The 15,088-nt window shown below is 62.1% G+C and carries 10 protein-coding genes; 5 read left to right on the forward strand and 5 right to left on the reverse strand.

Translation table 11 applies throughout. From position 1 onward, the window contains the following. Positions 1-31 precede the first annotated feature (31 nt). Genes LO787_RS08595 through LO787_RS08610 form a run of 4 tightly spaced genes read left to right on the forward strand, consistent with a single transcriptional unit; the run spans position 32 to position 6,166 of the window. Positions 32-2,182, forward strand: coding sequence for a GumC family protein (locus LO787_RS08595; protein ID WP_232495432.1), 2,151 nt, complete (start codon positions 32-34; stop codon positions 2,180-2,182). Beyond that, positions 2,172-3,299, forward strand: coding sequence for an acyltransferase family protein (locus tag LO787_RS08600; RefSeq protein WP_232495433.1), 1,128 nt, complete (start codon positions 2,172-2,174; stop codon positions 3,297-3,299). The genes LO787_RS08595 and LO787_RS08600 overlap by 11 nt, the downstream gene beginning before the upstream one ends. 9 nt (positions 3,300-3,308) lie before the next feature. Continuing rightward, positions 3,309-4,697, forward strand: coding sequence for a glycosyltransferase (locus tag LO787_RS08605; RefSeq protein WP_232495434.1), 1,389 nt, complete (start codon positions 3,309-3,311; stop codon positions 4,695-4,697). A gap of 23 nt (positions 4,698-4,720) precedes the next feature. After that, on the forward strand, positions 4,721-6,166 hold the full coding sequence (locus LO787_RS08610; RefSeq protein ID WP_232495435.1) for a lipopolysaccharide biosynthesis protein: 1,446 nt from the start codon (positions 4,721-4,723) through the stop codon (positions 6,164-6,166). A 38-nt stretch (positions 6,167-6,204) separates the two neighbouring features. Here the strand turns inward: LO787_RS08610 and LO787_RS08615 are convergent, their stop codons facing one another. Continuing rightward, the gene (locus LO787_RS08615) at positions 6,205-7,227 is read right to left on the reverse strand and encodes a glycosyltransferase family 4 protein (RefSeq protein WP_232495436.1); all 1,023 of its coding nucleotides are present in this window, start codon (positions 7,225-7,227) and stop codon (positions 6,205-6,207) included. Then, positions 7,220-8,257: a glycosyltransferase family 2 protein gene (locus LO787_RS08620; protein WP_232495437.1), complete on the reverse strand. Its 1,038-nt coding sequence runs from the start codon at positions 8,255-8,257 to the stop codon at positions 7,220-7,222. Before LO787_RS08620 ends, LO787_RS08615 begins: the two co-directional genes overlap by 8 nt. 285 nt (positions 8,258-8,542) lie before the next feature. Here LO787_RS08620 and LO787_RS08625 point away from each other — a divergent pair, with 285 nt between their 5' ends. Further along, positions 8,543-9,886 (forward strand): MFS transporter, encoded by a 1,344-nt coding sequence (locus tag LO787_RS08625; RefSeq protein ID WP_232495438.1) that lies wholly within the window; start codon positions 8,543-8,545, stop codon positions 9,884-9,886. On the opposite strand, the gene LO787_RS08630 is transcribed toward LO787_RS08625, so the two are convergent. From LO787_RS08630 to LO787_RS26140, 3 genes are all read right to left on the reverse strand, one after another. Then, a complete protein-coding gene (locus tag LO787_RS08630) occupies positions 9,878-11,128 on the reverse strand; it encodes an O-antigen ligase family protein (RefSeq protein ID WP_232495439.1) in 1,251 nt (416 codons plus the stop codon). The two genes, LO787_RS08625 and LO787_RS08630, sit on opposite strands and share 9 nt — an antisense overlap. Continuing rightward, positions 11,125-12,198 carry an acyltransferase family protein gene (locus LO787_RS08635; protein WP_232495440.1) on the reverse strand — a complete coding sequence of 358 codons (1,074 nt, stop codon included), beginning with the start codon at positions 12,196-12,198 and terminating at the stop codon, positions 11,125-11,127. Before LO787_RS08635 ends, LO787_RS08630 begins: the two co-directional genes overlap by 4 nt. Before the next feature lie 121 nt (positions 12,199-12,319). Next, entirely contained in the window at positions 12,320-14,995 is a 2,676-nt protein-coding gene (locus LO787_RS26140; RefSeq protein WP_276574174.1) for a family 16 glycosylhydrolase, read from the reverse strand. Positions 14,996-15,088 lie beyond the last annotated feature (93 nt).

Genomic DNA, 15,088 nt, shown 5'->3' on the forward strand with positions numbered 1-15,088 from the left:
GAGCAATGAATTGAGCAACAGGACGCACAGCATGGATGCGGACGAAATATCGCCCGTAATATCCTCCCGCCTGTTGCCGGAATCGTCCAGAATTCGCGCGATCATGTTTCGCAGACGCTGGCTTTTTCTTGCGGTTTTTGCTGCTGTGCTAATGCTGACAACGGCACTTCTGGGAGTTTTGCCGAAAACCTACACGGCAACCAGTTCGCTGCTGCTTGAGCCGCGACAGGCGGAACCGGTGAAAGTGAACGACCGCGGCTTCGTGGCGCCTGCAGACGACAATCTGATCGACACAGCCGTCCAGATCATCCGCTCGCCTGCGCTGACGCTCGATGTCGTGCGCGGCCTGAAAATCGCCGGCACGGTCGAGTTCGGCGGCGGTACGGATGCGCATCGACAGGACGGTGCTTCAGGCAGTCCGTCGCGCCGCGAACAGCGCGCCGCCAGCACCTTGCTTGCCCGCAGCCATGTCAAGCGCGTGGGCGTGACTTATCTCGTGGAGATATCGGCCTCGTCGAAGAATGCGAAGCAAGCCGCGCGGATCGCCAATGCGCTGGCACGCCGCTATATCGAACTCGACACGACGAAGAAGCAGGCGCGTAACTCGCAGTCGGCCCGCTACGTCGAAAGCCAGGCTACGGCGCTGCGCGGGCAGGCGGTGGCGGATGACGCTGCGCTGCAAAACTACATGATCCGCAACAACCTGATGAGCGCGCAGGGCGCGACGATGGCCGAGCAGGAGGTATCCGAACTCAACCGACAGATCGCCGATGCCCAGGCCCAACTGGCCGAGCAGCGCGGGAAGCTCGGCGCTGCCCAGATGCAGATCGCTCAAGGCGGTGGCGGCGCGGACATCGGCGCGGCGCTCGCATCGGAAACCGTGCGGCAACTGCGCCAGCAGGAGGCACAGACCAGCGCCCGCCTTGCCCAACTGGATGCCCGATACGGGGCGCTGCATCCCGATGTGATCGAGGCGCGGGACGAACTGGCCGATGTGAATCGGCAACTCAATGCGGAACTCTCGCGTATCGTCTCAGGGCTGCGCGGAGATGCGAGAATCGCCGAGTCCCGGCTCGGCTCATTGCTCGCGAGCCGCGCTCAGGCCAAGGGCACGCTTGCACAGAACAGTTCCGCGCAAGTGGGCAGGCTTGAACTTGAGCGGCGAGCGGAAGCAAGCCGTGCGATCTACAGCGCCTACCTCACCCGCGCGAAGGAAACCGCGCAGGCTGGCGAACTGCCCAACGCCGATGCCACCATCGCCTCGGTCGCCCGCGTGCCCGGCATGCCCTCCTCCCCCAACTATGTGCTGGGTGCTCTTGCCGGCCTCGGTGCGGCGCTGGTGCTGGCCTCGCTCGCCACGGCAGTCGCGGAGTATCTCGAAAATACGTTGAGTAGCCGCGCGGACATCGAATCCGGGTTGGGAGCGACTTACGCCGGTGCAATTCCCACGCTGTCGTCGGCGACGCGCTCGAAGGATGGCGCCGTGTCGCCGCAGGACTACGTGACGATGCGCCCCATGTCGCTGTTCACGGAAAGCATGCGCAACCTTGCCACATATCTCGGCCTTACGGCGAGCAGTGAGAGTCAGGTCGTCACCATAACCTCTGCGCTCCCGCGAGAAGGCAAGTCGACCACAGCCATGTGCCTTGCCCGAACGCTGGCCATGGCCAATCGCAAGGTCGTGCTCGTCGATGCCGATGTGCGCCATCATTCGGCTTCCGATGCCCTTGCTCCACATCGGGAACGGGAGGCTCTGTTCCGCGTGCTGGATCGCACGCTTCCGCTCGATCTGGCGTTGACGATGGACGACCGCACCGAACTGCGGATCCTCCCCACGCTCGGCCAGATGCAGGCGGCTGACGTCATCACCGAACCCGATATGGCACTGCTGCTGTCCTCGCTTCGCAAGCGGTTCGATATCATCATCATCGATTCCGCCCCGATCCTGGGCGTTGCCGAGACGCGGATCATCACCGGACTGTCGGACCAGACGCTCGTCGTCGCCCGATGGCGCCAGACCCCGGAAAAGGCTGTGCGCACCACTCTGGATCTGCTCGCCCACGCCGACAGCAAGATCGGCGGCGTGGCGCTCAGCTTGGTCGACATCAAGGAATTCGCCAGCGCAGGACTGACCGATGCGTTCGGCTACTACAAGAAGTTCAAGGGCTACTATGTCGACTGATGGGGCAGCCCTTGATCGCTATCCGGCTCTGGATGCATTACGCGGAACGGCCGCATTCGCCGTGATGTTCTATCACCTCCGCGACTTCAACTCGTCCGGCGAATTGCAGGTATTTTCAAGCGGGTATCTCGCTGTAGATTTGTTCTTCGTATTGAGCGGTTTCGTAATCTGCCATGCTTATGAAGCGCGCCTGCAATCCGACCTGACATTGCGCGACTTCATGATCTTGCGCTTTATCCGCCTGCAACCGGTCATGATGATGGGGACGCTCATCGGATTCATCCTGGCAGTCTGCCAACGAGCAATGGGGCTGCAAGGCGCGCCGGGATTTGCCGAAATTGCGAGTTCCTTTCCGGTGAACCTCCTGATGCTGCCCAACATCTTCGTGCCCTGGGGGATCTTCCTGTTCAACCCTCCCGCCTGGTCGCTCTTCTACGAGTTGCTGGCCAACGCCTGGTACGCACTCGCCACAAGATGCAGGGCGGGCAGGCTTGCCCCGCAGGGTCCAGGCAAAGCGCTGATACTTCTGTGTCTCGTTGGCTATCTGGGTGTCGTCATATCCGTTCTGCTCGAAGGCAGCCTGGACCGCGGCGTCGTGCTGCAAGACTGGCCGATCGCCGTGTCACGCATCGGTTTTTCCTTCGCCCTGGGCATCGTGCTTTGTCGCTCCAAACTGCTCTGGCGGGCCCGACTGCCAAAAATTCCGGTGCATTGGCTGCTGCTGGGCTGCCTCGGCCTGCTCTCTCCCTTCCCGTTCGGTGCGTGGCGAATGGCCTACGATCTGATGTTCGTGACGGTCGCATCGCCCTTGCTCGTGATGCTGGGCACAAGTGCAACGATCCCTTCACGTTTAAAGGGATGCGTGGTGGGGCTGGGGCTTCTGTCCTATCCGCTCTATGCCGTCCATGCGCCTATCAAACATATGATCGAGGCCTCGATACCGGCAGGGGCGGATTTCCTCTGGATCGCGTCTGCCTGTGCTGCGGTGGGCGTGGCCTGGCCGCTCGCGATGATCGACCCGGCGCTTAGACGCTGGTTGACCTCTCGGCTCCGTGGCGCCCGCTCTGCCGATCGGCATGGACTCCAGCGCGCTCGCAGTACTGCGGGCAACAGTTAGGAGGCCCTCGTGTCCATATCGCCTCCGCATTCTCTGTGCCCGCTGTCGCTGCGTGACGCAGCAGGCGGAAATCGACCTGATGCTCATGCTGCGGGTAAATCCCGCATCGATGACGACAGCCCGGCCATCCGGGCTGGATCGCAAACGAAGGGGCATGTCCTTTTCGTGAGCCGTCAGCGTATCGTCGGCAAGACCAACGGCAGCAGCGCATATCTGCTGGATCTGGCTACCGCCGCACGGCGGGCGGGCTTTACGCCGCATCTGCTGCAACCTTCACCGAACATCATGGGCCGCTGGCCGTTCATGCGCCTGAGGCCGGAAATGGCCGCCTTCGAAACGCACGCCATTCGCGGCGTGATCCGCTATCGACGCTGGGTCGTTTCGCGTGATCCCGGCGTGTTTATCGACGCTGCGCTGGCCATTGCGTGTCGCATTGCCCGCCGCGCAGGCTTGAGGGGGGTCTGGTCGACCGACCGCCCACGCCCCTACTCCATCGCCGCAGCATGGCAGGACAAAGATCGCACCTATCTGCAACGCGCAGCCGATCACGCAGACATCGTCATCGCCGACTATGCATTTCAGGCAGAGGCGTTCATGCATTTCGTCAATCGGCCATCCGCCATCGTTATGCACGACCTGTTTCATCGGCGCGATGCGCAGCCGGATGTGACGGACTCCGTGGCAAAACTCGGGAAGGACGATGAGATCGCCTTGCTGGCCAAGGCGGATGCCGTCATCGCCATCCAGTCCAGCGAGGCGCATTTCATTCTGGATAATGTGCCCGGCAGTTCAGCGATCCTCGCCCCAATGGCGGTGAATACGGTGTCGGACGTGCAGCCGGGCAAGAATGGTCGCCTGCTATTTGTGGGCAGCAATACGGCGCCCAACGTCGTTGGTCTGGAATGGTTTTTCCGGGATGTATGGCCTCTGGTCAAAGCGCATTCTCCATCCGCAACGCTGGACATCGCGGGCACCGTGAACGCGGGCTTTGCCGAAACAGCGCCGGCAGGCGTCGGTTTCCTCGGTCTAGTGGACGATCTGACCTCGCTGTATACCGATGCCGCGATCGTCATATCCCCTCTGACATTCGGTTCGGGGCTCAAGATCAAGCTGGTCGAAGCCATGGCGAACGGAAAAGCCGTCGTCGCCACCGGAGTCACCCTGCAAGGCGTCGAAGCCGAATGCGACGGAGCGGTGATACGCGCCGACACCGGAGTGCAGTTCGCCGAAGCGATCGTAACGCTGCTCGATGACGACCATCGGCGCATCGCACTCGCTCGCGCAGCGCTTTGCGCGGCTAAGACCCATTTCTCGGCTCCTGCGTGCCACGCCGAATTCATCGCCTGGCTGGAGAGCAGTCGGCCCACCTGCAGCATCGAACCGGGCATCACCGAGTGATGAGCGCGCCGCCCCGCCTTGCCATGCCCCTGCTCTGGTCGACGGCCTCAAGCCTCGGCACGCAGGCTTTGTCGTTCCTGACCTTTGCGGTTCTGGCCAGACTCCTCGGCGCGCCAGCATTCGGTTTGGTGGCACTGGCTGCGCTCTTCATAGACTTGCTGTTGGTAGTCAGCAATGCAGGCATCAACGAAGCCGTGATACAGCGCCGCGACCTTACCGAGGAAGATGCGGCCACGGCGTTTTGGGCTAATCTTGGGTGTGGATTGGTCTTCTGTCTTGCGGTTATCGCGGCTGCGCCCGTTATCTCGCACGCCTTCGGACAGCCGGCACTTGCGTCGATAGTCAGGGCTCTGGCCTGCATTTTCGTCATCACGCCGCTCGGCGCCATTCATACTGCGCGGCTGGCGCGGGATTTGCGGTTTCGTTCGATCGCGTCGCGCAATGTCGCCGCTTCGCTGGCGGGAGCGGCAATAGGGTTGCCGCTGGCCTTCGCCGGATATGGAGTATGGGCGCTTGTTGGGCAGCGCATCGCCGCGGCTCTGGCCCTGGCGACCAGTGCCTGGGTCAGCACGCGATGGTTGCCCAAGTGGCGCTTTCGATGGAGCACTTGCAAACAGTTGCTCAGGTTCGGTGGCTATATCGGCTTGTCCGGGACGCTGAACCAGCTCAATATCCGCATCGCCGAGATTATTTCCGGCGCATTGGTCGGACCGATTGCGGTAGCATTCATACGTGCCGGATCCCGGATCGTCGAAGTCCTCAATCAGGTCACCTACATGCCATTCCAGCAGATCGCGATGCCGGTGCTGGCACGCAATGCGCATGATCGACAGGCCATCCGGGCAACCTACCTTCGGCTAAGCCGTCTTTCGGCGTTCATCATGTTCCCGGCCTTTCTGGGCAGTTTCGCGCTGGCTCCGCAGATCGTCGCTCTGGTCTTCGGCGAAGGTTGGGAGCCGGTTGCCGATGCCTTGCGGATTTTTGCCTGCGCTGTCGTTGCATCGCAAATCAACAACCTGATCCTCGCGGCCATCACCGCTGCGGGCGCATCCCGGACGGTCCTGTCGTGGACCACGACCCAGATCTGTCTGGGAAGCCTTGCCGCAATCGCGGTTCACGGACTGGGCTGGCAGGCCATGCTGATTACCGGCGTCGCACGGGGCTATCTGGTTCTGCCGTATGGTTTCTATCTGCTGCATCGGCACGCCGATGTAGGCTTCAAGGATGTGCTTCGCAGCATTCGCCCCGCGCTGGTAAGCGCCATACTTATGGCCTGTGTCGTACTTGCAGGCGTCAACGCCTGCGAGGCGGCAATTCCCGATGTGCAGGTCGTAGCGTTGTGGTTACCGGCCGGCGCGATGACCTATTTTGTCGTTTATATCTGGCAGGATCGCGAAATCGTCCAACAGGTACGCGCAATGGTCAACCTGAAGATGAGACGAGCACCCGCCGCTGACGCATCAAGCTGAACGCCTGACCGCATGCAGCATTCCGCTCCAACTGCCGCCTAGGTTCCAGCCAATACGCGCACGGCGCGCCGCGCCCGTTGAAAGGGAGAAGGCCGACGAGCTGCCCATAGATCCTCTATATCGGCATCGGCAAGTCTGGTCAGCGTGAAGAAATGTTCGATATCCTGCAGCAACGTGTGCAGCCGTGCAGACACTTCTTGCGCACTATAGTTCTGGAACCATGCCCCCAACGGAGGAGCGGGTCTCCTTTCCTGAACAGCTTTCAGGACAGCCGCCACGTCCCATGCCAGGGAATGAACGCGAATCTTCCGACAGTTGAAGCCCGGATCGAGGTAGTCCGCCAAAGCGTCGTTGAGACTTGAAAATACCACGCACCCCTGCCCGAGCGCTTCAAGTGGCGGCAGGCCGAAGCCCTCGGTTGCGCCGACGTCTGCCCAATGTTCCAGAGAATCGTAGAGGTAGACTTTGGAGCGCCGGAACCACGCCGAAAGATCATCTACCCACCCATCAAGTACGGTGACGCGGCATTGTGACTGCAGCGCGGGAACGAGCCGGTCAAGCAGGTAGCGTGAGGATTTGCGCACCTGCACCAGCACATCGATGTCCCGCTCCCCGCCGTAGTTCGGCCAACCCGGTTCCACGATGTTCGGAAGGTAAGCAATATAGGAATTGGGCGCGTGACGTCCCCAATAGGCCATGGAATGACGGCTGACGCACAGGATCGGCACTCGCGGTGGCATGGCCATCCTCCAACCCGTGCTGTGGGCCACATAGATCACGTCACGACGCTCCAGCTTTTCCAGCAATGCTGCAATATCCGGGCCCCAATGGATCACGAATATAGGTGCGTCCGTGCTGCCGGCAGCACCGATCGGGTGCATTGCCAGAACGTCATCGATATGCAGTCCGCCTTCGACGCGCTCGCGATAATATGCCGCGCTTGCAACACGCAGCGTGCCGCAGATGGTCAGGAAGCGCGCTTGCGCGGAATTTCCGCCGACATCGAGGCGACCGTCGGGAAACAGGAATATCAAAGGGCGCATCGCTACTCCATCAGCCATTGGGAATGGCGGTTTGCGCGGGTCGGAGTACCGCAGACGGTAAATCGACGAGTGCAGTCTCCGGGCTGAACGATCTGCCCTGCCGTCGTATCGCATCGAATAGTCCGAGGCGCTTGAGCAGGCTCTCCGTAAGGCTCGACAGCATAAGCCTGCGCGCGTCACGATGAGGCGCGACAAGCCGTATCGCCTCGATCAGCCTGCCGTTCCGCGATGCATCCAGAGCCTCGACCTGTCGCCGCGCGCCTTCAAGGTTCTCCACGCGGGCACGCAACTGTTCGGCCAGATGCCCGTCATGAGCGCTATAGGCCCGAGTCGCATCAAGCAGCGCGCGAAGGTCCGGGGACGTCAAGCGATGCGAAGTGGAGCCCGAATGCTTGCGATAGCAATACGTCGCCTGCGGCATGAAGCGATAACGCGCGCCAGCAAGCATTGCCCGCAAAACAAGGTCGAAATCCTCCCCTATCCGCAGGCGTTCATCGTAGACGATTGCATGACGCCGGAGAAACGTGAGGTCAAACAAAGGCTTGAGGTAACCAAGCGAGATATCGCGCGCGCCGATCATGCCGCGCCGGACGAACTCTGCTGGCCCTATGTTGCGCGCCGTCTGCCAGGTCGGGCCTTGCGCGAAGATGTGTGTACGGATCACGTCGCGATCCTGTTCGAATTCAACCATGTTGGCGGCGCAAATATGTGCTCCGTCCCTTGACTGACCGGCTACGAGCCGTTCCAAATGGTGCGGATCCAGAATATCGTCGCTATCCACGATCGCGGCGAAGCGCCCTCGCGCGGCATTCAGGCTTGCATTGCGGACCGCACTGAGCCCCTTGCAGGGACCGTCGAGCACACGGATCCGTTCATCCACCTCCGCATGGGCACGCGCCAGTTGAGCGGTCGCATCCGAAGAGCCATCATCGACGACGACGATCTCGATATCCGTGAACGTCTGGGCACGCACGGAGAGGATCGCCTCATCAATGAACAGTGCCGCGTCGCGGGCTACCATGAGAACTGAAACGAAAGGGGCTGCCATCGCACCTCCGCCACGGGCAAGCCGTTGCCCTACTGAACTCCGAAAGAACTAGCGTTTCGGATGCGGGCAGCGAACCGCAAAGTCATCCATTTCGGACGCAGAACCAGGGAGCGGCAGGTACGACAGGCAATCGCCCGTGGACTGTTTGGTCTGCGTTGCGCCCCTAGCCATTCTAACCGCTTGAGTCGGCTTGAATGCACTGCAACATTATCCCTGCCCAGGACGAAAGCGCCGGACGCGATCCGGCGGCTTCGACCATGTGGCGGGAAATGGGATGTGAAAGCGATGCAGCATGAAGAAACGGCCGATCTGCCTTACCTGCGCAAGGTCGTGGGGGCGTCGATGGCAGGCACGGTCGTCGAATGGTACGAGTTCTTTCTCTACGGCACGGCGGCCACGCTCATTTTCGGCAAGCTGTTCTTTCCTGCCACTGGTAACGATCTTGACGGCGTGATCGCCGCCTTTGCGACATATGCCGTGGGCTTCATCGCCCGCCCGCTCGGCGGCGTTGTCTTCGGGCATATCGGTGACAGGATCGGTCGCAAGTCGCTGCTGCAGTTCAGCCTGCTGCTCATCGGCTTCTCTACATTCCTCATGGGATGCCTGCCGACTTTTGGCGCCATCGGATACTGGGCACCGGTGCTGCTGGTGCTGCTGCGCTTCGTCCAGGGGTTCGCGCTCGGCGGCGAATGGGGCGGAGCGGTGCTGCTGGTGGCGGAACACAGCCCCAACCACAGCCGCGCCTTTTGGGGCAGTTTCCCGCAGGCAGGCGTGCCGCTCGGCAACCTGCTGGCGACAGTGGTGCTGCTCGTCCTTTCGGCCACGTTGACGGATGGCCAGTTCCTTTCGTGGGGCTGGCGCATCGGTTTCTGGCTGTCGGCGGTGATCGTCGGGATCGGGTACTACATCCGCACGCAGGTTACCGATTCACCGATCTTCGAGGCCGCCAAGGCTGAAGCCGAAGAGCGCGCCCACGAGGATTATGGCCTTAGCGAAGTCTTCCGCCGTTACCCGCGAGGCGTGTTCACCGCGATGGGCCTGCGCGTCGGTGAGAACATCCTCTATTACATGGTCGTCACGTTCTCGATCACGTACCTCGCCCATATCGGGGTCGATACCACGGAAATCCTCGCGCTGCTGTTCTGCGCCCACATCCTGCATGTTGTGCTCATCCCCATGTTCGGGGCGATGGCGGACCGGATCGGACGCAGGCCGGTCTACATGCTCGGGGCTGCGTTGACCATCGCCTGGCCCTTCGCCGCCTTCCCGATGTTCAATAGCGCCAGCACCGTCGTCGTGCTGGGGGGCATTTTCCTCGGCATGTTCGTCCACGCCCTGATGTACGCGCCGCAACCCGCGATCATGGCGGAGATGTTCCCGACCCGAATGCGCTACTCGGGCGTGTCGCTGGGCTATCAGGTGACCGCGATATTCGCAGGTTCGTGGGCGCCGCTCATCGGCACCACGCTGCTTCGCGAGTACGATGACTGGCTGCCCATCGCGTTCTACGTCGCGGCGGCCGGAGCGATCAGTCTGATTTCGGCGCTCATCATGGTGGAGAGCAAGGGCGTGTCGCTTCTCGCCATCGACCGTGAAGACCAGATGAGGCTCAACGCGGCTTCATCCTGACTTCTCGCTGCTGCCGACAGGAAAGTATCCAAAGCCCAGGGCGGCAAAGAGCATGATCGTCGGTGCGACGAGCGCCGCCGGGCGGATCGGCTCCACCGGCGATTTGCTCAACTCGAGTACGAGATAGGAGAGCCAGAAGCAGGTCGGCAGCGAGGGCGTGAGAACGAACCGGCGGAGCAGCGCCGCGATGCCGCACAGCCAGGTCGCGAGGAGAACGCCGAGGCCGAGGTAGCCCGTCTCCACGATGGTCTGGATATAGCTGTTGTGGAACGAGAAGGCGGTGCCTTCCTGCCGCACGCCGAAATAGCGCCACAGTCCGATCGCGTCGGCATTGGCCGGGGTCCAGAAGCCGAAGTAACCGGTGCCCAGCCACGGTCTCTCGGCGATGATGTATTCCGCTCGATACCATAGGTAGCCCCGGCCGGTAAGGCCCGCATCCTTGTCGGACATCTCCGTCACCATGGCGAGCAGGGAATCGAAGAATGTCGCGCCCAGCGCCAGCGCGGCCAGCAGAGCGACAGTGAACCCGATTTTCACCGCTGGCGAGCATCGGCGCAGTAGCAGCATCGCGAATAGCAATCCTCCCGCCACCGCGAGCGAGGCGACGGCTCCTGCCGACCGCGCTCGCTCGGTAGCGACGAGGCAGGCCAGCGCGACGATGGCGCATAACCCGGCTCGCCCGAAAGCGCGCCTTTCGAGACAAAGCGCTGCCACCGCAATGGCAAGCAATGCGGCGGTGGCGGCACTATCGGCAAAGTAGTTCTTCGCCTCACCGCCCAGCCCGACCAGTGCCGGTATCCCGTCGATCCCGTCAGGCTGGGAATGACCGGCAACCAGCGAAGCGGCGGTATAGCCCGCGAATACCCCGAACAGCCCGAGCAGGACGATGCGGGGTCGCACGGCTTGCGAAAGCAGCAGGCCTGCAAAAGCGGTCAGCGTCATCTGTATTGCCGCACGGCCTGTCACCATCGGATAGATAGCCCATGCAACCGAGATCAAGGCCAATGCCGGATAGGCAAGTTGCGGGGAGCAACGCTTCAAAACGTTACGACACTGATCGACGCGCAGGGCGGCGTAGAGGCACATCAGCATCAACCCGAAGCCGGCACCTGCCGTACCCAGATTGGCCGGTATCCGCGAAAGCACTATGAGCGCCGCAAAGGCGCCGTCCTGAACGGCGCGCCCCGCCAGCGGGTTGACGATGCGAACAGGCCGCCTTGTCGCCAAGGAGGCCGAGTTCATCGGGCCGTTTCCGGCTGCCCGCCAATCGGCACGCGGTTTCGGAGAGCCTTCAATCTATCCACCCATCGTCGCGCATTTCTTCCGAGCGACAGTTCGACCCAGCGGTGCGTCATGACCGCAACGAGAATTGCGCTGGCGAATGCTCCGACAATCAGGAACGGTGCGAAGGCGGGCAACAGAAGACCGGAGTGCTTCGCCGCCAGTATCCATGCCTGCGTCACGAAGGGATGCGTCAGATACAGCGCATAGCTGGCGGCTCCGAGCATCTGCGCCGGCCGCCATGTGATCGATAGCCCGCCCCGCTCCGCCACGAGCGCGGCGAGCATTACAGCACAGGCTGGGACCAACGATACCGGCCATCCCTCGGGAAATGGCCATTGGGCCGTCCAGATCAGCACGACCAAAGCCACGACGCCACTAAATGTGGCGAACCGGGCCATACTTCGGGATACCGGCAACCGTGGATACACCCAACCCAGCACCATGCCCGCTGCGAATTCCAGCAGGATGGGCTGGGTGAGAAATTGGAGTTCGGGCCGCATGGCTTGTCGCAGCAATGCTCCCAGCAGTACCGCGAAGCCGAGCATTCCTACACCGCACAACACGCGGCGACCGGTGTCTCTGACAGTCAATCCGACCGCGAAGACAAGATAGAACGCCATCTCGAAATTGAGCGACCAGCCCACGAAAAGGATCGGGCGCATCGTCCCGTCGACCCGCTCGTAGGGGATGAACAGAAGCGAGCGCAGCAACGCGCCCCAGTCTGCCTGCGTCGTGCCCAGCAGCGCGGGCCGGATCAGAGCGACCGCGAACAGGCAGAATGTCAGCGTCCAGTAGAGCGGCGCAATCCGCAGCAACCGGTCCAGCATGAAACGCCCCGGAGAGATCGCACGTCCCGAAGTCGCGTGAATCATGATGAAGCCGCTGATGACGAAGAACAGATCCACGCCGACCGCGAAGAGATCGAACACGCCTTTTCCCAGCCCCAGCGGGCGACCGAGCGCCTCCAGATGGACGACCACGACCAGCAATGCCGCCAGTGCCCGCAAGGCCTGTATGTTGAAGAGCATGCACCGAACGCCTCGAAGCCGAGGTACAGGAACGTACCCCGGCTTCGATACATGTCCCCGGCGGCAGGGTCGACGCCGCCGCCGGGAAGACTGCTTCGTTTTGGACGAAGTTGTCGGCGCCTCAGGCCATCAGCCCCAGCGAAGAACTGTAGTCGCCGCTGCTCATGAAGGTGATGTCCGACATTGCGAAGTTCGCGTCGCCGGCAAGTGTGATCTTGTCCGTACCGATTGAAACAACCGTCGCGTTGGCGGTGTGTGCGATGGACACCGCGCCAGAGTTCACGTTGACGAGGACGAGCTTGTCGACGCCATGCTGGAAATCGGTCACGGTGTCCTTGCCGTAGCCCGTGCCGAACACGAAGGTGTCCGCACCCGCGCCACCGGTAAGGGTATCGTCCCCGACGCCGCCGTTCAGCACGTCGTTGCCAAGGCCGCCGTCGAGCAGGTCGTTCCCGGCCCAGCCGAACAGCTTGTTGGCGCCGTCATTGCCGTAGATGCGGTTGCCCAGCGTGTTCCCCGCTCCGTTGATCACGGCGCTGCCGGTCAGGCGCAGCGTCTCAACATTGGCCGGCAGCGTGAAGCTGACCGAGGACATCACGGTATCGGTGCCCTCGTTCGCCTGCTCGATCACGCGGTCCCCGGCTGCATCGACGATGTAGATGTCGTCTCCCTTGCCGCCGACCAGCGTGTCATTGCCTGCCCCGCCATCCAGGTAGTCGTTGCCGTCCATGCCGGTCAGCACGTTGTTGCCACCGTTGCCGACGATACGATTATCGCCCGCATTGCCGGTGGCGTTGATGTTGGCAGTGCCATCGAGACGCAGGTTTTCGACATTGATGGAGAGCGTGTAGCTTACCGAGCTGACGACCAGGTCGCTGCCCTCCTTGGCGTACTCGACGATCTTCACCGCGCTGTTGTCGACGCGATAGATGTCGTCGCCGGCCCCGCCGATCAGCACATCGGCCCCGCCGGCGCCATCGAGGTAGTCATTGCCTCCAAGGCCCTTCAGCATGTTGACGGCGCTGTTGCCGATCAGCCGGTTGCCGAGCGCATTGCCGGTGCCGTCGAGGGCCTTGTCGCCGGTCAGCGTCAAGTTCTCCACGTTGTCGCCAAGGACGTAGCTGTCGCTGGCGAGAACGGTGTCGATCCCCCCGTTTACCGCCTCGATCACCTTGTCCAGCTTCGAGCTGACACGGAAGGTGTCGTTGCCCGCAGTGCCGGTGTAGATCTTGCCCGTCGTTGTGCCGGTTGGCGACGAAGGGGGCGTCGGCGTGGTCGGAACCGTCTTGGGCTCATCGGTCGTCGGCGTCGGAATGATCGGCGGTGAAGTCGTGCCCGAAGAGCCACCCGGCGTATAGGTAACATGCTTGCCGTTGGTCGTCGTCGAGACGGTGTCGCCGGTACGATAGGCGCGGATATAGTCGATCTTCATCTCGCCGGTCGGAGTGCTGGCGTCGCTCGGGCCGCTCCAGCTGTCCTTGCCGCCGACCGCGAGGTTGACGAGCATGTACATCTCCTTCTGCATCGCCTTGGGCGTCGCCTGGCGCGCCACTTCGACGCCATCGATGTAGTAGACGATCCGGTCGGCGTTCCAGTCGACGCCATAGGTATGCATCTTCGTGGTATCGACGACTGCGCGGTCCTGCGCCTCCAGCGTCTTGCCCGGCGTCGAGGTGCCGTGCGTCGACATGTAGAGCACGTTCGGATCCTTGCCGTGCTGCTCGAAGATGTCGAGTTCGGGCGGCCAGCTGTTGTCAGTCGGCAGCAACCAGAACGCAGGCCAGAAGCCGTTTCCGGCAGGCATCTGCGCACGGATCTCGAAGTAGCCGTACTGCTGCGCGAAGGTGAACTTCGTGGTCAGCAGGCCCGAGGTCCAGGTGTGGCCGTCCATATAGGGCAGGATGTCGGCGCTGGCCCGCTCGGCCTTGATGGTCAGGATGCCGTCGTCGATCGAGAACGGGTTGACGCCCAGCGCCTTCTTGCCGGTGCCGCCCCAATCCTCATCGAAATAGAGCTGCGCTTCGGTGCGCAGGGTACGGCTGGCGACTGTGCCAGGGCCGCCGTTGCCGAACTCGGTGCGCCAGGTGCCGCCCTTCGAATAGAGGCTGAGCGCGTTGAATTCGTCACCGAAGCTCTGGACCAGGCCGCTGCGGTTGAGTTCGTAGGTGAAGTCGGTCGAGACGAGGCTTGCCGCCTTCACGTCGCGCAGGATCAGATCCTCGCCATTGGCGAAGTGCAGGACCGTGTCGTTGCCGACCTGCCTGGCCATCGACTGGACCTGTCCGAAGCTGGTCACCCCGTACCCGCCGAGCCGGATTTTGTCGACGCCGGTAGCGAAGTCCATGATGACGTCGCTGCCGTTGCCGGCGGTTACGATGAAGGTGTCCTTGCCGGCGCCTCCAATCAGGACGTCGTTGCCCGCGCCGCCGTTGAGCTGCTGCGCATATTCGTTGCCGACGATGACGTTGTCGAGGTCGTTGCCGCCGCCGTACCAGGCCTGGTTGCCTTCGAGGAGCAGGTTTTCGACGTTGGCGCCGAGGATGTGATAGACTGAAGAGCGGACCGTATCGATACCCTCGCCGCGGGCCTCGAACACTTTGTCCTTCTCGGACGAGATGATGTAGGTGTCGTCACCGAGCCCGCCATAATAGCTGTCGCCGCCGCCATACCCGCGCATCACGTCGGCCTTGGCCGAACCGTTGAGCGTGTCTGCGGCCGACGTTCCGAAATAGGCGTTTACGGAAGCCGAAGAGCTATTAAGTAAAACCCCAAATGCGTTTTTATAGGAAAAAGCCATTATCTAAATCCCCGTCAAGCAAGCCCAATTGCTTCGCTGCTGTGTGGGGATTGATAGAATCGCTATTCACAATCCTGACATAAGGACTCTGGT

Source organism: Novosphingobium kaempferiae (assembly GCF_021227995.1).
Taxonomy (GTDB): Bacteria; Pseudomonadota; Alphaproteobacteria; order Sphingomonadales; family Sphingomonadaceae; genus Novosphingobium; species Novosphingobium kaempferiae.